This is a genomic window from Roseateles sp. (assembly GCF_036486225.1).
GTDB lineage: Bacteria > Pseudomonadota > Gammaproteobacteria > Burkholderiales > Burkholderiaceae_C > Roseateles.
Genome location: NZ_DASVNZ010000091.1, coordinates 1 through 18,742 on the forward strand (window position 1 = coordinate 1; position 18,742 = coordinate 18,742).

General features: G+C 70.0%; 19 protein-coding genes. 17 read left to right on the top strand and 2 right to left on the bottom strand.

The annotated features are described in order from the left end of the window. The 3 genes from VF536_RS06820 to ypfH form a co-directional block, all read left to right on the top strand. Positions 1 to 821: HAMP domain-containing sensor histidine kinase (locus VF536_RS06820; RefSeq protein WP_331614060.1), on the top strand; the 821-nt coding region annotated here is incomplete at its 5' end. A gap of 71 nt (positions 822 to 892) precedes the next feature. Continuing rightward, a complete protein-coding gene (locus VF536_RS06825) occupies positions 893 to 1,231 on the top strand; it encodes a thioredoxin family protein (RefSeq protein ID WP_331614061.1) in 339 nt (112 codons plus the stop codon). 15 nt (positions 1,232 to 1,246) lie between these two features. Further along, a complete protein-coding gene (ypfH, locus tag VF536_RS06830) occupies positions 1,247 to 1,948 on the top strand; it encodes an esterase (protein ID WP_331614062.1) in 702 nt (233 codons plus the stop codon). Between the two features lie 57 nt (positions 1,949 to 2,005). Here the strand turns inward: ypfH and VF536_RS06835 are convergent, their stop codons facing one another. Further along, positions 2,006 to 3,760, bottom strand: a complete 1,755-nt coding sequence (locus VF536_RS06835; RefSeq protein ID WP_331614063.1) for a M14 family metallopeptidase — start codon at positions 3,758 to 3,760, stop codon at positions 2,006 to 2,008. 229 nt (positions 3,761 to 3,989) lie between these two features. Here VF536_RS06835 and ribA point away from each other — a divergent pair, with 229 nt between their 5' ends. The 11 genes from ribA to trxB all read left to right on the top strand — a co-directional run bounded on the left by ribA (position 3,990) and on the right by trxB (position 15,234). Next, the gene (gene ribA, locus VF536_RS06840) at positions 3,990 to 4,613 is read left to right on the top strand and encodes a GTP cyclohydrolase II (protein WP_331614064.1); all 624 of its coding nucleotides are present in this window, start codon (positions 3,990 to 3,992) and stop codon (positions 4,611 to 4,613) included. Between the two features lie 60 nt (positions 4,614 to 4,673). Next, positions 4,674 to 4,847, top strand: coding sequence for a hypothetical protein (locus tag VF536_RS06845; RefSeq protein ID WP_331614065.1), 174 nt, complete (start codon positions 4,674 to 4,676; stop codon positions 4,845 to 4,847). 138 nt (positions 4,848 to 4,985) lie between these two features. Next, the gene (locus tag VF536_RS06850; RefSeq protein WP_331614066.1) at positions 4,986 to 6,131 is read left to right on the top strand and encodes an XRE family transcriptional regulator; all 1,146 of its coding nucleotides are present in this window, start codon (positions 4,986 to 4,988) and stop codon (positions 6,129 to 6,131) included. A gap of 5 nt (positions 6,132 to 6,136) precedes the next feature. After that, entirely contained in the window at positions 6,137 to 6,661 is a 525-nt protein-coding gene (locus VF536_RS06855) for a hypothetical protein (RefSeq protein WP_331614067.1), read from the top strand. A 137-nt stretch (positions 6,662 to 6,798) separates the two neighbouring features. Next, the gene (locus VF536_RS06860) at positions 6,799 to 7,275 is read left to right on the top strand and encodes a type II CAAX prenyl endopeptidase Rce1 family protein (protein WP_331614068.1); all 477 of its coding nucleotides are present in this window, start codon (positions 6,799 to 6,801) and stop codon (positions 7,273 to 7,275) included. Positions 7,276 to 7,288: 13 nt separating this feature from the next. Then, positions 7,289 to 9,853 carry a choice-of-anchor D domain-containing protein gene (locus tag VF536_RS06865; RefSeq protein ID WP_331614069.1) on the top strand — a complete coding sequence of 855 codons (2,565 nt, stop codon included), beginning with the start codon at positions 7,289 to 7,291 and terminating at the stop codon, positions 9,851 to 9,853. 11 nt (positions 9,854 to 9,864) lie between these two features. Continuing rightward, entirely contained in the window at positions 9,865 to 10,116 is a 252-nt protein-coding gene (locus VF536_RS06870; RefSeq protein ID WP_331614070.1) for a DUF4266 domain-containing protein, read from the top strand. A 19-nt stretch (positions 10,117 to 10,135) separates the two neighbouring features. After that, positions 10,136 to 11,296 (top strand): DUF3570 domain-containing protein, encoded by a 1,161-nt coding sequence (locus VF536_RS06875; protein WP_331614071.1) that lies wholly within the window; start codon positions 10,136 to 10,138, stop codon positions 11,294 to 11,296. A 74-nt stretch (positions 11,297 to 11,370) separates the two neighbouring features. Then, positions 11,371 to 12,297 (top strand): FAD:protein FMN transferase, encoded by a 927-nt coding sequence (locus tag VF536_RS06880; protein WP_331614072.1) that lies wholly within the window; start codon positions 11,371 to 11,373, stop codon positions 12,295 to 12,297. Further along, positions 12,294 to 14,255 (top strand): protein-disulfide reductase DsbD, encoded by a 1,962-nt coding sequence (dsbD, locus tag VF536_RS06885; RefSeq protein WP_331614073.1) that lies wholly within the window; start codon positions 12,294 to 12,296, stop codon positions 14,253 to 14,255. Before VF536_RS06880 ends, dsbD begins: the two co-directional genes overlap by 4 nt. A 19-nt stretch (positions 14,256 to 14,274) precedes the next feature. Further along, positions 14,275 to 15,234, top strand: coding sequence for a thioredoxin-disulfide reductase (gene trxB, locus VF536_RS06890; RefSeq protein WP_331614074.1), 960 nt, complete (start codon positions 14,275 to 14,277; stop codon positions 15,232 to 15,234). A 176-nt stretch (positions 15,235 to 15,410) separates the two neighbouring features. Here the strand turns inward: trxB and VF536_RS06895 are convergent, their stop codons facing one another. Then, positions 15,411 to 16,136 (bottom strand): hypothetical protein, encoded by a 726-nt coding sequence (locus VF536_RS06895; RefSeq protein WP_331614075.1) that lies wholly within the window; start codon positions 16,134 to 16,136, stop codon positions 15,411 to 15,413. 52 nt (positions 16,137 to 16,188) lie between these two features. On the opposite strand from VF536_RS06895, the gene VF536_RS06900 reads away from it, so the two are divergent. The 3 genes from VF536_RS06900 to VF536_RS06910 form a co-directional block, all read left to right on the top strand. Further along, complete coding sequence (locus VF536_RS06900) at positions 16,189 to 16,812, top strand: RNA polymerase sigma factor (protein ID WP_331614076.1); 624 nt, start codon at positions 16,189 to 16,191, stop codon at positions 16,810 to 16,812. 80 nt (positions 16,813 to 16,892) lie between these two features. Beyond that, a complete protein-coding gene (locus tag VF536_RS06905) occupies positions 16,893 to 17,615 on the top strand; it encodes a zf-HC2 domain-containing protein (protein WP_331614077.1) in 723 nt (240 codons plus the stop codon). 3 nt (positions 17,616 to 17,618) lie between these two features. Beyond that, the coding region (locus VF536_RS06910; RefSeq protein ID WP_331614078.1) for a S8 family peptidase at positions 17,619 to 18,742 on the top strand (1,124 nt) is incomplete at its 3' end.

Genomic DNA, 18,742 nt, shown 5'->3' on the forward strand with positions numbered 1-18,742 from the left:
TGACCAAACGCGCGGCGGCCGTCTCCTACAACATGCAGGACGCGCGGGCGGAGCAGCGCATCGGCGAGCTCGACGTGGCCGACCTCCGCGGCCGCGACGAGCTGGGCATCCTCGCCGGCAGCCTGGCCGACGCGCTGACCCGGGTGAAGGACGGCCTGCGCCGCGAGCAGCTGCGGGCCGAGCGCGAGCGCGAGATGTGGCACGCGGTGGGGCACGAGATCATGTCGCCGCTGCAATCGCTGATGGTGCTGCACGGTGGAGCCGACGATCCCAGCCACCGCTACGTGCAGCGGATGCAGCAGGCCGTGAAGGTGTTGTACGGCAGCGCGCCGCCGAGCGAGGCACTGGCCTCGGCGGACCTGCACACCGAGGTCCTGGACCTGGCGGCCTTCTGCCGCGAGGTGGCGGAGAACGCGCACTACGCCGGCATCGCTCACGTGAACTTCGAGACCGCGCTGCCCGAGCCGCAGCCGGTGCATGCGGAGGCCTACGCGCTCGAGGACGCCGTCACGCACGTGCTGCGCAACGCCGACCGCTACCGGCCCGAGGGCACGCCCATTGCCGTCACCCTGGAGGCGGGCGAGCCCGGCTTCGTCCTGCTGCGGATCCGCAACCAGGGGCCGCAGATCGAGGTGGCGATGCTCGACCAGATCTTCGAGTACGGCGTGTCCGACACCGCCCCGCAGGTCAACGGGGAACGCCGCGGCCAGGGGCTCTTCGTGGCCAAGACCTACCTGGCGAAGATGGATGGCAGCATCCGGGCATTCAATGTGCCGGAAGGGGTAGTGTTCGAGATGAGCCTGCGCCGCGCCGCGGTCTGACCGGCGCCGTCCGATCCGTCCGTTGCGCTTCGCGCCCTTCAGCTTCGACCGATCCGATCAAGGAGGTTTCCATGCCGATGAATCCCCATTACGCGCTGACCGAACCGATCCGCGACGCCGTCGACACCTTGTCGAAGGAACATCCGCTGCTGGTCGAGTTCGGCGCCTCGTGGTGCCCCATCTGCGAGGCGGCGCAGCCGCTGCTGGCGCAGGCCTTCGACGGCCGGCACGCGATGGTCCAGCACATCAAGGTCGAGGACGGCAAGGGCCAGGCGCTGGGGCGCTCCTTCAAGGTGAAGCTGTGGCCGACGCTGATCTTCATGCGCGACGGGCAGGAGGTGGAGCGCCTGGTCAGGCCCACGGACGCCGCGGATATCCGGGCCGCGCTGGAGCGCATCGACAACACGTGACGGACAATCGGGGCCATGACTCAAGCCCATGTGCTGCTCCCCAAGGACGGAGCTCCTGATCTGCTGTTCATGCTGCTGCACGGCGCCGGCGCCGATGCCGAGCAGATGCGTCCGCTGGCCGAGGCCTTGCATCGCCAGTACCCGCGCGCCGCGCTGGTGCTGCTGCAGGGTTTCGAGCCCTTCGACGCGATCCCGGGCGGCGGCGCGGGCTTCCAGTGGTACTCCGAGCAGGGCGACGACACGCTCCGGGCGTTGCGCCTGAGCGCGGCGGTGCCGTCGCTGGTCGCGCTGGTGCGCGGCTGGGCGGAGAAGCTCGATCTGGAGTGGGGACGGGTGGCGCTGGGCGGGTTCTCGCAGGGTGCGATCCTGGCGCTGGAAGCGCTGCAGCAGGAAGAGCAGCTGGCTGGGCGCGTGCTCGCCTTCGGTGGGGCGTTTGCGTATTGGCCTCAGCATGCGCCGAAGGATGTCTCCATCCATCTGCTGCATGGCAAGGACGATGGGGAGCTGCCCTACCCCGCACTGCTCAACGCGGCGCGCGAGCTGATGGCGCTCGGCGCCGACATCACGGCGGATGTGCTCCCGCATGTCGGACATGAACTGCATCCGGCGCTCATCGAGCGCGCGATGGAGCAGCTGCGGACCTTCATTCCCGCGCGGCTCTGGCGCGAGGCAGTGCTGGCTGCGGCAGAGCAGGACAAGAACGAGCCTCGGCACTGACACGACCCTCACCCCGGCCCTCTCCCGCAAGCGGGAGAGGGAGCCATGTGTTTGGGCTCAATCGAGGGTGACTTCGGTTCTCACCGTGCCCGCCCGGTCCGCCCACGCCACCAGGCTCAGCCGTGTGCCTTGCGGCGCTCTCACCACCCATTCGCCGTAGGCACGATCGCCGGTGATGTCGCGTTCGGGCAGGAAGGCGAGCTGCGTCTGCTTCGGCGCATGCCCTTCCAGCTGCGGCCCTTCCATGCGCGGTTTGCCACTCACCAGCCCGACCTCGGGATCCACCGGCAGGAAGATCTCGAACATCACGCCGCGCGTCTGCTTGCGCGCCAGCGCCTGCTTGGTGACGTAGGCCGGCAGCCAGCCGCTGTTGCCCACCGCCATCCTCACACGCCAGGTATCCGGCCCCAGCGCCCGCACCTCCGTGCGCAGCAGCTCCAGCTTCGGCAGGCTCAGCGCGATCTGGTTCATCCACGCCGGGAAACGCGCGGCCTCGCGCTCACGCAGGTGCGGCGGCGGGTTGCGCCAGAAGTTCATCTTGTCCCAGCCGCCGATCTCCACCGGCCCCAGCTGCGGATGCATGAACGAGGTCCACTCGACATGCGCCTTGCCGCCGCAGTGCTCGTCGCTCCACTTCAGCAGCTTGAGGTCGTCCTCCACCGGATGGTCTCGGAACCAGTCGATCCACTTGTAGCCGGTGATCCCCGCCTCCTTGTTGGGCGACCACAGCTCCACCACCCAGAACAGCGCACCGAGGTGCTCGTACACCCAGTCCTGCGTCCCGGTGATCACTTCCTTGGGGTGGTACTTGAACTCATGCCAGATGCTCACCGCCGGATACCCGGTGTGCTGCTCGCCGAGCTTGGAGAAGCGCTGGAAGGCCCAGAGGTCCTCGGGCGGCATCTCGTCGTCGCTGCGTGTGCCGCAGGGCCGCAGGATCACGCCGCTGTGCGTGTGGAAGCTGATCGCCGCGCCGATGTTGGGATGGCCGACCATGAAGTCGACCATCGCGCGCACCTCGGGCTCGCTGGTCGGGTACGGACCGGCGCCGACCTGCTCGAACTCCTGCCGCCAGCCGGCGGGGAAGTTGCGGTTCAGGTCCAGGCCCTCGCTGTCGCGGTTGACCTTGATGCTGAAGCCGTCGTGGTTGATGACCAGGCCCTCGGGCATCAGGCGGAAATACTCGCCGCCGAACTCGCCGGGTTGGCGCGGCACCATCAACCGCGGATCGTCGGGATGCTTCTTGTAGCCGCCGTGCGGATCGGCGACGCGCATCGTCAGGATGCGGCCGTCGCCGTCGATGTCCTCGACGCTGAGGCCTTCGACCGGCTCCTCGTCGAACGGGTACGGCCGCGTCGACGAGCGGATGTGGCGCGGCCGGTCGGCCAGCGCGAGCTCGGCGCCGTCCGGGTTCAGGCGCGGCACCATGTAGATCGTGCGCGTGTCCAGCAGGTGCGTGACCTGCGGGTCGGTGCCGTACTTGCCGAGCAGATCGTGCAGGTAGTACAGGCAGGTCGTGCAGGCGGTGAGCTCGGCGGCGTGGATGTTGCCGTCGACCCAGAAGGCGGGCTTCTCGACGTCGCTGCCGGTCGCGGTGTTGGTCAGGATGAGGACCCAGATCTCGCGGCCCTCGAAGCTCTTGCCGATGGACCGCACCGACAGCAGGTTGGGACAGGCCTCCGCGTAGCTGAACAGCAGTTGCGTCAGCGCCTCGTAGCGCGGGAACTCGTCGAAGCGCGGGGTGGGCAGCATCCGCATCGGTGGATTCGATGGATCCGGCGCGGGCGCGGCGGCGGGCGGGAGAGCGGTCATGGGCGTCCCAGGGGCGGTGTCGGTGCGGCCGATTTTGCATGCCCAGGCCACGGCGACCGAGAGGGCTCTCCACCTCGGGACAGCGCGTTTTCCCTGAGACGGGTTAAATTGCTGACCTTGCACGTGCGCGCCGTCGCTTCGACGGGCGCGCATCGCACGACATGGACGGACGACCGTAAGAACGACACGACCCGGCGGTCCGCGACGACGCCGAGGCGAAGCTGGAGAGATGGCTGTGAATCACTGCGAGAAGATCCCCTTGGGGACGCAAGGGGCGACCGAGTGGGAAGTGGTGCACCTGCCGTCCACGCTGGGCGACTTCCAGGCGCGGGCCTTCCGCAGCCCGGCGACGGGCTCGGAGCACCTGGTGCTGTCGGTCGGGCCGCTGCAGGAGCGCGGCGGCCTGCTGCGCGTGCACAGCGAATGCCTGACGGGCGACGTCTTCCAGTCGCTGCGCTGCGACTGCGGTCCGCAGCTGCAGGGCGCGCTGGACCTGCTGAAGGACGAGGGCGGCATCGTCATCTACATGCGCGGTCATGAGGGCCGCGGCATCGGCCTGGTCGAGAAGCTGCGCGCCTACGCGCTGCAGGAAGCCGGCGTGGACACTATCGACGCCAACCTGCGCCTGGGCCATGCCGAGGACGAGCGCGACTACGCCGACGCCATCGACATCCTGTGCCTGCTGGGCGTGAAGAGCGTCCGGCTGATCACCAACAACCCGCAGAAGCGCGACGCGCTGGTCGAAGGCGGCGTCGAGGTCGAGGCGCTGGTGCCGCTGCGCATCGCGGCGAACCCGCACAACGAGCGCTACCTCGAGACCAAGCGCAAACGGATGGGGCACTACCTGGAGTGATCCGGGAGTGACGCGGCCGCGGCGATCGTTCCGGACCTGGAGGCGATCCGTGAAGGATCGATGCCGGGCGGGACGCTCAGCGCCGCGCGCGAACGCTGGCAGACCTTCGCCACGCTGTACCGGCGTCACATCGACGCCGAGGATCACGACGCCTATCCGTCGGCGAGCGCGGCAACACCTGACACCGTGCTGCGTGTGATGGGCGAGGAAATGGCGGGCCGGCGACGCGCCTGAACCATCGCCCACTCATCGCCGCGATGCTGACTCCTCAAACAAGTGAGAGCACCGCGAAAGACGATGAGACTGAGTCATCGCCAATGAGCGCGCCGCGATTCACCATCTGCTGCTTTCCACTTCGATCGGGGAGCCGCGATGACGGTGAAGCAGCAACGGCGAGGCGAGCAGATTCGTATCGCCCGGGAACGATTCCATCTGACCCAGGAGCAATTGGGCGAGTTCGTCGATCTGCCAGCAAAAGACATCGATGCCATCGAGCGCGGAGAGCGTAGCCCGCGTTGCAACGAGCTTGAGCGAATTGCCTATGCCGTGGGCCGGAAAGTCTGGGAGTTCGTCGACGCAGATTTCGTCGACAACGGGGAGCTGGCCGCACTGTTTCGAGCGACCCCGCAACCCATGGCCCGCACGCAGTTGACGAAGGCGCTGCAGGAGGGAATTTCCTATGCGCTGCAGTTTGCGACGCTTGAGAAGCGGCTGGGGAATGTCCGGGCATCTGCGCTCCGTCCCGCGCTTGAATTTCCGGCGCCGCGCGACTGCGCCGAGGCTGTTTGCCAAGGAGACCTCGCCGCGATCGAAGAGCGCAGGCGCCTGGACCTCGGCGACAGGGACCTCCATCGCATGCAGCATCTCTTTGAGATGAACGGCGTGGGTAGTGTGGCCGTCTCGTTGCCCGACAACGTCTCCGGATTGACGCTGTTTGATCCCCGTTTCGGCGCCTTCGTCCTCTTCAACGCAGCACAGTCGCGAGCCCGGCGACGCTTCTCTCTGGCGCACGAGTATGGCCACGTACTGATGGATCGCCATGGCCTGGCGTCTCTCAGCAAGATCGGTCCGCCGGAGAACCTGGTCGAGCTTCGCGCCAATGCCTTCGCGGCATCGTTCCTCATGCCCGAAGGCGGTGTACTGCACGCGATCGAGAGGCCCGTCGGGAAACCGATCGGACTGCTGGAAGTCGCAGCGGTCGCACAGGCATTCGGCGTCAGTCGCCGATCGGCTCTTCGCCGGATCAGGCACCTCCAGCTCATTTCAGCAGACGAATTCGAATGTCTCGCGGCCAAGGAAGCAAACAGTGAGGGCGAGCCTTACTCGACGCTATTGGGACTCTTCAACCCACCAGATCTCGACAGCCGGCGTGACAGCCGGGGACGAATGTTGAGCCTGGCCTTCGAAGTCTTCCGCCAGGAGCGGATCTCTCGTGGCAAGTTGACCGAGATCGGCAAAGAGTTCGGCTTCGGGAGCGACACCGTCGCGCGGCTCGTCGAGGTCTTCAGCATGGAGTGATCGGGATGATCACGACAAATCGTTTGAATATCACCACGCGCGTGGCGACAGATGCCAACGTTCTCATCAACTTCATTCACCTTCACCAGTTGGAATTGCTGGACCGCCTGGAGACTCACGGATTCATCGTTCCTCAGCGCGTGATCGAGGAAGTCACCTGGGACGTCCAGGCCGAAGCACTGTCGGTCGCCTTTCAGAAAGGACATCTTCATCCCTGCGATCTCGACGATGACGAAACCGAGGATCTGTACAACGGCCTGTGCGCGCTCGTCGAACCTGGTGAAGCCGCATGCATTGCGATCGCCTATGTACGGGGACACGCCATTGCGACCGATGAGAAGGGCGATGCCGAACGCATCGCCACCGAGCTTGTGGGCAAGGCGCGTCTTTTGCGCACTGAAAGCATTCTGAGTCGATGTATTCATGCGGGACTGATCACAGTCGCGGAGGCCGACGCCTTCAAGGCGACGCTCGCAACGAAGCGCTACGCGATGAAGTTCGCATCTTTCGCGGATCTGGAAGCCGCGTGACGCCGGACCGGGCGAGCGCACCCGTGCCGACGCCCTCGCTCCGTTTGTGACCAAGTCGTAACGTCCCCCCTCCTCGCAACCTTTCTCCCGCGCGCCGGTACCTACGCAGAACCCCTGCGTGAATTTCCGCCGCGCCCATGCCGCCTTTCATTCCCGTCCCGATCCCCTGGGACGTCGTACTCCGGCAGCTCCTGCTCGCACCCTGCTTCGAAGAGATCCTCTTCCGGCTCGGTCTCCAGGAGCGGCTGTCGACCGCGCGCGCCGCCGCCGCGCGGCGCCATGCCGTCGCGCTCACCGCGCTCGCCTTCGCCGCGGCACACGCGATCGTGCTCGCCGTCGTCACGCCCGCGCCGCCACTCTCCGCGCTGCTGCTCGCGCTCGCCACCGCCGGGCCGGCGTGGTGGATCGGCCTCAGCTACCGACGACATCGCTCCCTGCCCCGCTGCATCGCCTGGCACGCGGGCTTCAACGCGTGCTGGCTGCTCGCCGCGCCCGCGCTGCTGCCGCTGCTCGCGCCGGGCCCGGCGCTCCCCTTCGCGTCTCCCTTCGCGTCCCTCTTTGCGTCCCCCTTCCTCTCGACGGTCTCCGTCGCCGTCCCCCTCTCTTCATCCTGACGAGGCTCCCGCCATGACCCTTCCCTTGCGCAGCGCCCTTCCCGGCGCGTTCGTCGCGACCCTTGCGATCACGGCCGCGGTCCTCGCGGGTCCCGCCTTCGCCGCCGACCCCGTCGCCGGCCAGGCCCGCTTCTCGCAGGTCTGCGCCGCCTGTCACACGGTGGCTTCCACCGCCGTCGTCGACCGCGGCCGCAACAACCCCGCGATGATCCAGAACGCGATCGACACCATCCCGCAGATGGCCGGCGTCGGCGGCGCGGTCTCGGCCACCGACATCGCCAACATCGCTGCCTACCTCGGCAACTCGCCCTCGTCGATCAGCTTCGCGCAGACCGCCGTCGGACAGTCGAGCGCGGTTTCCACCATCACCATCAGCGCCAGCCGCAGCGCCGCCCTCGGCAGCCTCTCCGCCGTCGCCAGCGGCGACTTCGCCGTGCAGGGCGGCACCTGCGGCGTCACCGTGCCCGCGGGCACCAGCTGCACCGTTGGCGTCGTCTTCCGCCCCACCGCCGCCGGCACGCGCAGCGGTGCGCTGACGATCACCCACAACGGTATCGCCACGCCCATCCCGATCACGCTCAGCGGCACCGCCAACGTCACGCTGACGGCGGTGCTCTCCGCCGACGCCACCACCCTGGCCTTCGGCAACCAGCCGCTGGCCAGCGCCTCCGCCGCGCGCACCGTCACGCTGAGCAACACCGGCACCGCGCCGCTGAACTTCAGCAGCATCGGTGTCACCGGCGCCAACGCCGCCGACTTCACCCGCGGCGGCAGCTGCGCCGCCGGCGCATCGCTGGCCGTCGGCGCCACCTGCACCGTCACCGCCACCTTCGCGCCCGCCGCGACCGGCGCACGCACCGCCACGCTGGCCGTCGCCGCGATCGCGCCCACGGCCAACAACGCCACCGCCAACGTCGACATCGCCCTGAGCGGCACCGGCCAGGCGCAGCCCACGCCGGTGTCCTCGCTGTCGACGACGCAACTCAGCTTCGGCGCGCTGACGGTCGGACGGACCAGCACCGCGCAGGCCGTCACCGTCTCCAACACGGGCAATGCCGCGCTCACCTTCAGCGCCATCGCGGCCACCGGGCCGTTCACGACCACCGACACCTGCAGCGGCGGCGTGCCCGCCGGCGGCAGCTGCGCCGTCAACGTCAGCTTCGCACCCGCCGGCGCCGGCGCCGCGACCGGCACGCTGACCCTCACCAGCAACGCCGCCGCCTCGCCGCAGGCGGTCGCCCTCAGCGGCAGCGGCGTCCTCGCCAACACGCCCATCCTTGTCTGGACGGCCGCGACGAGCGCCGATTTCGGCACTGTCACGGTGGGCGCCGAAGGCAGCCTCAAGCACTTCACGCTGAGCAACACCGGCGACGTCGCCGCGACGCTGGGCAGCTTCGCCTTCGCCGGCGACGCCGCCGCCGACTACCGCGTCGACACGAGTTCCACCTGCACCGCCGGTGCCGCCCTGGCCGTCGGCGCCAACTGCGACCTCGCGATCGGCTTCAGCCCGCGCGGTGTCGGCACACGCGCCGCCACGGCCGCGGTCGTCGCGGACAACGCCTCGCTGCCCGCGCCGCTGACCTTGACCGGTGTCGGCGCGGCCCCGCCGCAGCCTGCGCTGCAGCTGTCCGCGACCTCGTTCGACTTCGGCCCCGCTGACACGAACGGCCGTCCGCTGACGCTGACCAACAGCGGCGCCGGCGTGCTGCACATCAGCGCGCTGAGCATCGACAGCGCCCGCTTCGCCATCGACACGGCGGGCACCAACGCCTGCGGCGCGGCGCCCTTCACCGTGCAGCCCGGCGCGAACTGCCAGGTCACGCTGCGCTGGCTGGGTGCGGGTGCGGCCGCCTCGGCGCCTGCCGGCACGGACACCGGCACGCTCACGCTGCAAGGTGACATGACGCCGGCCACGGCGACGGTGGCGATGCGCGGCTCGCCGGGCAGCACCGAAGCGTCGAACAGCGGCGGCGGTGGTTGCACGATCGGTGCCGGCACGGGCGCGGCCGATCCTTTGCTGCTGGTGATGGCGGGGCTTTCCGCGCTGATCCTGTGGCGCCGTCGCGGCGCCCGTGCGACGCCCCTCGCGTTGGCCGCGGCAGGCCTGGCGACCACGCTGTCGTTCACGCCGATGGATGCGTCCGCCGCCGAGGTCGGCCAGCCCCTTCCGGTAGCGAGCGTCCCGAGCGCCGACGGTGCACCGCTCACGCTGCACGACGGCAAGGCCAAGGTGACCTACGTCGACTTCTGGGCCTCGTGGTGCGGCCCGTGCCGCCAGTCCTTCCCGTGGATGAACCGCATGCAGGCGAAGTACGGCGCGCAGGGCCTGCGCATCGTCGCGGTGAATCTGGACGCGAGCCGCGCCGACGCATTGGCCTTCCTCAAGGAAGTGCCGGCCAGCGTCTCGCTGGGCTTCGATCCGAAGGGCGATTCGGCCCGTCGCGTCGGCGTGCGGGCGATGCCGAGTTCGGTGCTGCTCGGTCCGGACGGTCGCGTGCTGATGCAGCACAGCGGCTTCCGTGAAGAAGACGAAGCCGACCTCGAAGCGCGCATCGCCGCTGCGCTGAAGAAGTCTTGAAGGAGATCCCGATGAAAGCAGTGTCCCTCCCGCGCCGCCGTGCGCGCGGCGCGATGGCCGCCGTGGGCGCGCTGATCGCGCTCGCCAGCACCGGATGCGCCATGCAGCCGCCCCAGCCCTGGGAGAAGGGCGCCCTCGCCCGCCCCGAGATGACGATGGGCGGCGACGTCCTCGGCGACCGCTTCGCGCAGCACATCTACACAAGCAAGGAAAACGCGTCCGGCGGCAACGGCGTGGGAGGAGGTGGTTGTGGCTGTAACTGAGAACGACCGGACCCCCGACATGCCCGCAGACACCGGCGCGAGCTCCGGCGGCGGCCGGAGCACCTGGGGCGGCGTGCTTGCCGCCGCCATGCTGCTGCCCGGCCTGCAGTCCCCCGCCCTGGCCGAGACCCCGCCCGAGCAGGCCGAGATGTCGGTCAAGCTGCTGCACTACCGCGACCGCCAGCCGGGCTTCGACCGGATCAAGGTCACCGCGCCGTCGGTCTACCTGATGGTGCCGGTGGCCGGCCGCTGGTCGGTCGAAGGCTCGCTGGTGAACGACAGCGTCTCCGGCGCCTCGCCGCGATATCACAGCGCGGTTTCCGGCGCCTCGCGGCTCGACGAGACCCGCAAGGCCGGCGACATCCAGGTCACCCGCTACAACGACCGCGACGCCTGGTCGCTGGGCGCCGCGTACTCGACCGAACACGACTACCGCTCCCGCACCGTCTCCGCCGGCTATCGCCGCTCCAGCGAGGACAACAACACCACCTGGAACATCGGCGCCGCCTTCAGCGACGACTGGATCGGCTCCTCCGACGATCCGACGCTCAGCCGCGGACGCAACACGACGCAGCTGACCGTCGGCGTGACGCAGGCCTGGACCGCGGTGGATCTGGTGCAGCTCAGCCTCGGCGCGAACTGGGGCCACGGCATGTACTCGGACCCGTACAAGTTCCCCGACCGACGACCCGACCAGCGCGAGCAGTACACGTTGATGACGCGCTGGAACCACCACTTCAGCGATTGGAAATCGACGCTGCGCAGCAGCTGGCGCTACTACGCCGACAGCTTCGGCGTGCGCGCCAATACCTTGGAGACGGCCTGGGTGCAGCCGCTGTCCGGCGGCTGGACCGTGACCCCGTCGCTGCGCTACACGACGCAGCGCGCGGCGAAGTTCTATTACGACCCGGTCTACGACGCCTCGCTGGGCGCGCCGCTGCCGCCCGGCTACACGGCGACCTCGCCGCAATACCTGTCCCCGGACCAGCGCTTGTCGGCCTTCGGCGCGATCACCGTCGGGATGAAGGTCGCCTATGAGATCGCCCCCCGCTGGACCGCCGACCTGAGCCTCGAGCACTACGAACAGCGCGCCGCCTGGCGCCTGGGCGGCAGCGGCTCGCCGGGCCTGGCGCGATTCCAGGCCGACTGGCTGCAGGTCGGCCTCTCGCACCGGTTCTGACCGGCCTCGACAAGCCGGCAGCGACCACGCCACAACGCCGACCCGCAACGACCGACGGAAACGACGAGCGCGCCATGTGGAACGTCCATCGCCATGCCTTCACCGCGATGGCGTCGCCCAACGAGATCGTGCTCGGCGGCGTGGCGCGGGACGAGGCCGCCGACGCCTGTGACGCTGCAGAGGCCGAGGTGCGGCGCATCGAGTCCAAGTACTCGCGCTACCGCGACGACAGCATGATCTCGGCGATCAACGCCCGCGCCGGCCGCAACGCTGTCGCCGTCGACGGCGAGACCGCGCAGCTGCTGAACTTCGCCGCCGAGCTGCATCGGCAGAGCGAGGGCCTCTTCGACATCACCAGCGGCTGCCTGCGGCGCGTGTGGGACTTCAAGGCCGGCCGCGAACCGACGCCTGATGCGCTGGCGTTCCAGCGTCAGTACGTCGGCTGGCAGCGCGTGCAATGGGACGGCCGCGCGATCGCCCTGCCGCAAGCCGGCATGGAGATCGACTTCGGCGGCATCGGCAAGGAGTACGCCGCCGACCGCGCGGTGGCCGCACTGCGCGGCCTCGGGATACGCCACGGCTTCGTCAACCTCGGCGGCGACATCCGCGTCATCGGCCCGCGCCCCGACGGTCAGCCCTGGGTCTTCGCGATCCGCCATCCGCGCCGCGAGGACGAGGTCAGCGCCCGCATCCCGCTGCGCTACGGCGCGCTCGCCACCAGCGGCGACTACGAACGCTTCTTCATCACCCCCGACGGCCGGTGCTGCTGCCACATCCTCGATCCGCGCACCGGCCAGCCCGTCAGTCACTGGCAGGCCGTCAGCGTCGTGGCGCCGCTGTGCGTCGCGGCCGGCGCGCTGGCCACGATGGCCATGCTGATCGGCGCCGACGCGCCGTCGCGGCTGAGCACGCCGGGCGTGGGCTTCCTGCTCGTCGACACCGGCGGCCAGGTCCACACGCACGATCCCGAACAATTGATCCAACCTCCGACCTCGCCATGAGACTGCTCACCCACCTCCTCGCCGGTGCGGCGGCCGCGTTCGCGCTGGCCGTCACCGCCCCGGGCCCCGCCCTTGCGGCGATCGATCAACCCGCGTTCCTCGAGCCGACCCAGGCCTTCCCGGGACGCGCGCGCATCGAGGCCCCGTCGGACGGCGCGGCCGCCGCCAGCACCGGCGCTGCGACCACCCCCACGGTCATCGTCGAGTTCGACATCGCCGCCGGCTACCACCTGTACCGCGAGCGCTTCGCCATCGAGGCCGACGGCGCGACGCTGCCCGCGCCGGGCCTGCCGGCCGGCAAGTCGGTCTTCGATCCCAACTTCAACAAGACGATGACGCTGTGGGCCGACACCGTCCGCGTCGCGCAGCCCTTGCCGAAGGGCGCCATTCCGCAGACGTTGACGGTGCGTTATCAGGGCTGCGCGGACCGCGGCCTCTGCTATCCGCCGCAGCAGGCGCTGGTGCATCTGGCGCGCGGCGGCGACGGCCTGCTGAAGGCGACGTGGGAAGCGCAGCCGGACGCCCTGTCGGCGCCCATCGAGAACGCAGCGCCGACGGGGTCCGGATCGACAGGCGCTTCGACTCCAGCGGGAACAGTGGTGACGGCAACGGCGACATCGCCAGCGTCGACCGCAGCCGCCTCCGACCAGGCTCCCGTCGACAGCAGCGCCGCTGCCCTCCAATCGGGCAGCCTGTTGCGCGTCGTCGGCATGTTCCTGCTCGGCGGGCTGCTGCTCTCCTTCACGCCGTGCGTGCTGCCGATGCTGCCCATCCTGTCGTCGATCATCGTCGGCCAGGGCGCGCCGGTCTCGCGGGTACGCGGCTTCTCGCTGGCCGTGGCGTACTCGCTGGGCATGGCGATGGTCTACACCAGCGCCGGCATCGTCGCGGGCCTGCTCGGTTCCGGCTTCGCCGCCGCGCTGCAGAACCCGTGGGTGCTGGGCAGCTTCGCGCTGCTGCTGTCAGTGCTGGCGCTGTCGATGTTCGGGGTCTGGGAATTCCAGATGCCGGGCTTCATCCAGGACCGCGTCAACAACGCCTCCAACCGGATCAAGGGCGGCAAGCATGTCGGCGTGTTCCTGATGGGCGGCCTGTCGGCGCTGCTGGTGGGACCCTGCGTCGCGGCGCCGCTGGCCGGCGCGCTCGTCTACATCAGCCAGACGCGCGACGTGGTGCTGGGCGGCTCGGCGCTGTTCGCGCTGGCCTGCGGCATGAGCGTGCCGCTGCTGCTGCTCGGCCTGTCCGCCGGCACGCTGCTGCCGCGCGCCGGCCGCTGGATGGAACACGTGAAGACCTTCTTCGGCCTGCTGCTGATCGCGGTGGCGTTGTGGCTGGTTTCGCCGGTGCTGCCGACCGGCGCGCTGATGTTCCTGATCGGCGCCGTGGCGCTGATCGCGGCGATCTGCCTGGGCGCCTTCGAATCCGGCCGGCCGCGCGCCCTCAAGGCCGGCGGCGCGCTGGTGGCGCTGTGGGCCGCCGCGATGATCGGCGGCGCGCTGTCCGGCGGCGACAGCGTGCTGATGCCGCTGCGCCATCTGGCGCGGAGCTCGGTGGGCGCGCTGCCGATCGCCAGCGCCGAGGCCGCGTCGCGTCCCGGCCAGGCACCGGCCTTCGAGCGCATCACGACGGTGGCGCAGTTGGACGCGGCACTCGCCGCCTCGGACCGGCCGGTGATGCTGGACTTCTACGCCGACTGGTGCGTCGCCTGCAAGGAGATGGAGCACCTCACCTTCTCCGACCCCGCGATCGCCACGCGGCTGCGCAACGCGCGCCTGCTGCAGGCCGACGTGACCGCCAACAGCGCCGAGGCGAAGGCCCTGCTCAAGCGCTTCCAGCTGTTCGGCCCGCCGGGGATCCTGTTCTTCGACGCGCAGGGCAAGGAGCTCGCCGCCGCCCGCACGATCGGCTTCCTGCCGGCCGATGAATTCGCCCAGCGCCTGGACCGCGCCAAGCTGTGACACGCCAATCAGGACCGACATGAGCCTCCCCCAACGACACACCGCCCTGCTGATCCTCGGCTCGGGCCCCGCCGGCTACACCGCCGCCCTCTACGCGGCACGCGCCAACCTCAAGCCGCTGCTGGTCACCGGCATCGCGCAAGGAGGTCAGTTGATGACCACCACCGAGGTCGACAACTGGCCCGCCGACGTGATGGGCGTGCAGGGTCCGGAACTGATGAAGCGTTTCCAGGAGCATGCCGAGCGCTTCCAGACCGAGATCGTCTTCGACCACATCAACAGCGTCGACTTCTCCCGGCGTCCGTTCACGCTGACCGGCGACAACGCGGTCTACACGGCGGACGCGGTGATCCTCGCCACCGGCGCTTCGGCGCAGTACCTGGGACTGGCGTCGGAAGAAGCGTTCATGGGCCGCGGGGTCAGCGCCTGCGCGACCTGCGATGGCTTCTTCTATCGCGGGCAGGAGGTCTGTGTCGTCGGCGGCGGCAACACCGCCGTCGAGGAGGCGCTGTACCTGTCCAACATCGCCAGCAAGGTGCATCTGATCCACCGCCGCGACAAGTTCCGCGCCGAGCCGATCCTGGTCGACAAGCTGATGGCCAAGGTCGAGGCCGGCAAGATCGCGCTGCACGTGTTCCATACCTTGGAAGAGGTCCTGGGCGACGCGGGCGGCGTGACCGGCGTGCGCATCAAGCGCACGCTGGACGGCGCGAGCACCGAGGTCAAGCTGCAAGGCTGCTTCATCGCGATCGGCCACAAGCCCAACACGGAGATCTTCCGCGGACAGATCGAGCTGCGCGACGGCTACGTGCTGACGCGCAGCGGCTCGGACGGCTTCTTCACGATGACCAGCGTGCCGGGGGTGTTCGCCGCGGGCGACGTGCAGGATCACGTGTATCGGCAGGCGATCACGAGCGCGGGCACCGGGTGCATGGCGGCGCTGGATGCGCAGCGCTTCCTGGAGCAGCAGTCGGGCTGACTGCGTGAGGCCGCTGGCCCTCACCCCCACCCTCTCCCGCAAGCGGGAGAGGGGGCCACCCCAGTGATCCTGCTCCGACCGGCTCGGTGCATTCTCACTCCCTCTCCCGCTTGCGGGAGAGGGTGGGGGTGAGGGCCAGCAGACTCGGCAGTCAGAGGATGTCAGCGACCGACGCCTCAGAACGACCAAGCCACGCCGGCGACCCAGCGCTGCAGCGACGGGTCGCCGCGTTGCGGCAGCGAGCTGTAGAGCCGCGACACGCTGAAGCGCCAGTCCCCGACGGCGTAGGACAGGCCCGCGTTGGCGAAACGGTAGGACCCGGTGTCGTGCCCCCAGTTGGCGACCATGCCCCAGCCCACATCGGCGGCCAGCGCGCCGACGAGGCGCCGGTGCCAGGTCAGCTCCGCGATGGTCGCGCCGCGATGGCCGAGGTAGCCCCAGGACGCGTACGCCGCCAGGTCCGGCGACACCGACACCGTCGCGCCCCACTGCCCCCACGCGGCCGTGTCCCACAGTCCGCCGAGCGACACCTCGCTGTAGCGCAGCCGGTCCGCGTTCCCGCCGCCGGCATAGGCGTAATGGGCGCCGGACAGCGTCACGACGCGGTGGTCGTCGATCTGCCACCAGCGGGTCGCGGAGAGGATGGCCTCCGCGTCCGCCCCGTTGCGCGTGTGCATCGTGCCAAGGCCGAGACCCAGGCTCCAGTTGCGGTCGTCGCGGTAGTACAGGTCCGCGGTGGCGCCCGGCCGGTCGCCGCTGAGGCTGATGCCGCGGGAGACGCGTTCCGTCACGACCGACACCGTGCCGCCCCAGTTCTGGGCGGAGGCCGCCCCCGACGCGACAAGGCCCATCGCCAGCAGGGCGAGGGCACGGGCGACATTTTTTGGGGGCACGGCAACCATCGGCGGCGATTCTGGCACCCATGAGGGACACTTCTGCAGAAATCAGTCGCCCATGTTTCAACCTGTTCCGAATGAAGCGGACACGGCCGCCGAGTCGCGTCTGCGTGCCTGGTTGCAGGCCGCCGCGGCCGGCGACCGGTCGGCTTTCGAGCAGCTGTACCGGCACTGCCAGCCGCGGCTGTCGCGCTTCGTGCTGCGCAGTTGCGGCCGACCCGACCTGGCCGAGGAGGTCGTCAACGACACCTTGTGGATCGTGTGGCGGACCGCAGGCAACTTCCGCGGCGAGTCGCGGGTCTCGACCTGGATCCACGGCATCGCCTACCGCTGCATGCTCAAGGCGCTGCGCGACGGCGTGACGGCGCAGGAGATCAACGCGTCCTCGGTGAGCGAGGCCGAGCTGGCACGGGCCGAGCCCGCGTTCAGCGACGCCGTCGACCGCGAATTGCGCGACTGGGTGACGCGCGGTCTGGCCGCGCTGCCGGTGGAGCAGCGGGTCACGCTGGAGCTGGCGTACTACCTGGGCGAGACCTGCGAGGACATCGCCCGCATCATGAATTGCGCCACCGGCACCGTGAAGGCCCGCATGTTCCATGCGCGCGTGCGGCTGCGCAACGTGCTGCCCGAGCTGGGCGGCGAGACTCCCCCGGCCAGCGGCACCGAAGGACCGATCCGATGACTTCCCACGACGCCCCCTCCGGGTCCTCCGGCTCCTCCGGACTTTCCGGTCTGTCCGGACATTCCGCCGGCGATCCGGCCATGGACCAACCGAACGAACACCGCCTGGTGTGGGACGCCATCGCCTGGGTCGTGGCCGGCACCGCGACGCCGGAACAGCGCCGCCTGGTGCAGGCCCACCTGCCGCACTGCGCGCATTGCCGCGATGAGCTCGAACTCCAGCGCAACATCCACCGCGGCATGCAGGACGCCCCACGTCCGGCGGGCGCGACAGGCGCGGCGGGCGCTCAAGGCCTGGCAGGCATGACGGGCAGCGACGCCGACGAGGCCGCGATCCAGTCCGGCCTGGATCGCCTCTGGGCGCGCGATCGCGACGCGGGGCCGGTCACGCCGGTGGAAGGCCCGCGTGGCGCCTCGGCCAACGACGGCGGATCGCGCACGACGCGCTGGCTGACGGCCGCGGTGGCGGTGCAGGCGGTGGCGATGTGCGTGCTCGGATTGCGCCTCTGGAGCGACGGTCACCCGCCCGCCGACTACGTGACCTTGAGCCAGCCGGCCGCGCTGCCCGCCGGCGCGGTCGTGCGGCTGGTGCCGGAAGAGCGCGTGGACATGGGCCGTCTGCGCCAGGTCTTGACGCACCACGGCTTGCGGATCGTCGGTGCCGACGAGGACGCGAGCAGCCTGCTGCTGGCGCCGCTTCAACCGGCGCCGGTGACGGCCGTGCCGGCGATGGTGGAGCGGCTGCGCGCGGAACCCGGCGTGCTGCTCGTGGAGCCGGTCGGCGCCGCGGCGCCGGGGCGCTGAGCGATGCCCTCCTCCCTCGTGCGCGGCTTCGGTGTCATCGCCTCTGCGTTGATCGCGATGACGGCGGTGTTCGCGTCGGGCATGTCCGTGCGAGCCGAAACCCTCGCTGCCGAAACCGTCGCTGCCGATGCGCTCGCCGCGACGACGCCGTCGACGGCTTCGATGGCGACGTCGCAGGACCGCCTCATCATCCTGGCCGTCGAAGATCGCGGTGAACCGTTGCCCGGCGCGGGCGGGTCCGCGCGCGGCGACTATCGTCGAATGGCGGGCTACGCGGGCAGCTCGAAGGCCCTGGCGATGTCCGAGGCGCTGGCGCGCGATTACGGCCTGCGCGAGCAGGCCGCATGGACCATCGCGCCGCTGAACCTGCGCTGCATGCTCTACGCGCTCGGCGCCGGGGACGACGTCGACGCGGTGCTGGCGCGCCTGCGCCAGGACGCTCGAGTGAAACTGGCGCAGCCGCTCAACGAATTCGAGACGCTGAGCGGTCCCGCCCAGGAAGCGCAGACGCCGTCGCCGCCAGCACCCTCTCCGTCAACCGCTCCGTCAACCGCTCCGCCGACCGCGCCATCAACGGGCGCGTCCGCGCCCACCTCGCCAACCGCGCTCTACAACGATCCCTACTTCGGCCTGCAGAAGGGCTTCCAGCAGATGTCGACGGCGGCGCTGCAGCAGGTCAGCGTCGGCGCACGCGTCAAGGTCGCGATCATCGACACGGGCGTGGACGCGCGGCATCCCGACCTTCTCGGACAGGTGTCGACGCAGCGGGACTACGTCGCCGCCGGCGGGGCGCAGGTCGACGCGGTGCCGGAGCGCCACGGCACGGAGGTGATGGGCCTGATCGCGGCGAAGGTGAACAACCGCCAGGGCATCGTCGGCATCGCACCGGGCGCGGTGATGACAAGCTACCGCGCCTGCTGGACGGACGCTGCGCGCGCGGGCGCCGAGACGGGACCGGCGCCGGCGCGCTGCAACTCCTTCACCCTGGCGCAGGCGCTGGGCGCGGCGATCGCCGACGGCGCGGACGTGATCAACCTCAGCCTGGGCGGTCCGAGCGACCCGCTGCTGCTGAAGCTCGCGCAGCACGCCCAGTCGCGCGGCGCGGTGCTGGTGGCGGCGGCGCCGCC

Coding starts and splice junctions, on each gene's coding strand:
- VF536_RS06825 (WP_331614061.1), top strand. CDS start 893: ATGCCGATGAATCCCCATTACGCGCTGACCGAACCGATCCGCGACGCC.
- ypfH (WP_331614062.1), top strand. CDS start 1,247: ATGACTCAAGCCCATGTGCTGCTCCCCAAGGACGGAGCTCCTGATCTG.
- VF536_RS06870 (WP_331614070.1), top strand. CDS start 9,865: ATGAAAGCAGTGTCCCTCCCGCGCCGCCGTGCGCGCGGCGCGATGGCC.
- dsbD (WP_331614073.1), top strand. CDS start 12,294: ATGAGACTGCTCACCCACCTCCTCGCCGGTGCGGCGGCCGCGTTCGCG.
- VF536_RS06850 (WP_331614066.1), top strand. CDS start 4,986: ATGACGGTGAAGCAGCAACGGCGAGGCGAGCAGATTCGTATCGCCCGG.
- VF536_RS06880 (WP_331614072.1), top strand. CDS start 11,371: ATGTGGAACGTCCATCGCCATGCCTTCACCGCGATGGCGTCGCCCAAC.
- VF536_RS06845 (WP_331614065.1), top strand. CDS start 4,674: ATGCCGGGCGGGACGCTCAGCGCCGCGCGCGAACGCTGGCAGACCTTC.
- VF536_RS06905 (WP_331614077.1), top strand. CDS start 16,893: ATGGACCAACCGAACGAACACCGCCTGGTGTGGGACGCCATCGCCTGG.
- VF536_RS06900 (WP_331614076.1), top strand. CDS start 16,189: ATGTTTCAACCTGTTCCGAATGAAGCGGACACGGCCGCCGAGTCGCGT.
- VF536_RS06875 (WP_331614071.1), top strand. CDS start 10,136: ATGCCCGCAGACACCGGCGCGAGCTCCGGCGGCGGCCGGAGCACCTGG.
- VF536_RS06860 (WP_331614068.1), top strand. CDS start 6,799: ATGCCGCCTTTCATTCCCGTCCCGATCCCCTGGGACGTCGTACTCCGG.
- VF536_RS06855 (WP_331614067.1), top strand. CDS start 6,137: ATGATCACGACAAATCGTTTGAATATCACCACGCGCGTGGCGACAGAT.
- trxB (WP_331614074.1), top strand. CDS start 14,275: ATGAGCCTCCCCCAACGACACACCGCCCTGCTGATCCTCGGCTCGGGC.
- ribA (WP_331614064.1), top strand. CDS start 3,990: ATGGCTGTGAATCACTGCGAGAAGATCCCCTTGGGGACGCAAGGGGCG.
- VF536_RS06835 (WP_331614063.1), bottom strand. CDS start 3,760: ATGACCGCTCTCCCGCCCGCCGCCGCGCCCGCGCCGGATCCATCGAAT.
- VF536_RS06865 (WP_331614069.1), top strand. CDS start 7,289: ATGACCCTTCCCTTGCGCAGCGCCCTTCCCGGCGCGTTCGTCGCGACC.
- VF536_RS06895 (WP_331614075.1), bottom strand. CDS start 16,136: ATGGTTGCCGTGCCCCCAAAAAATGTCGCCCGTGCCCTCGCCCTGCTG.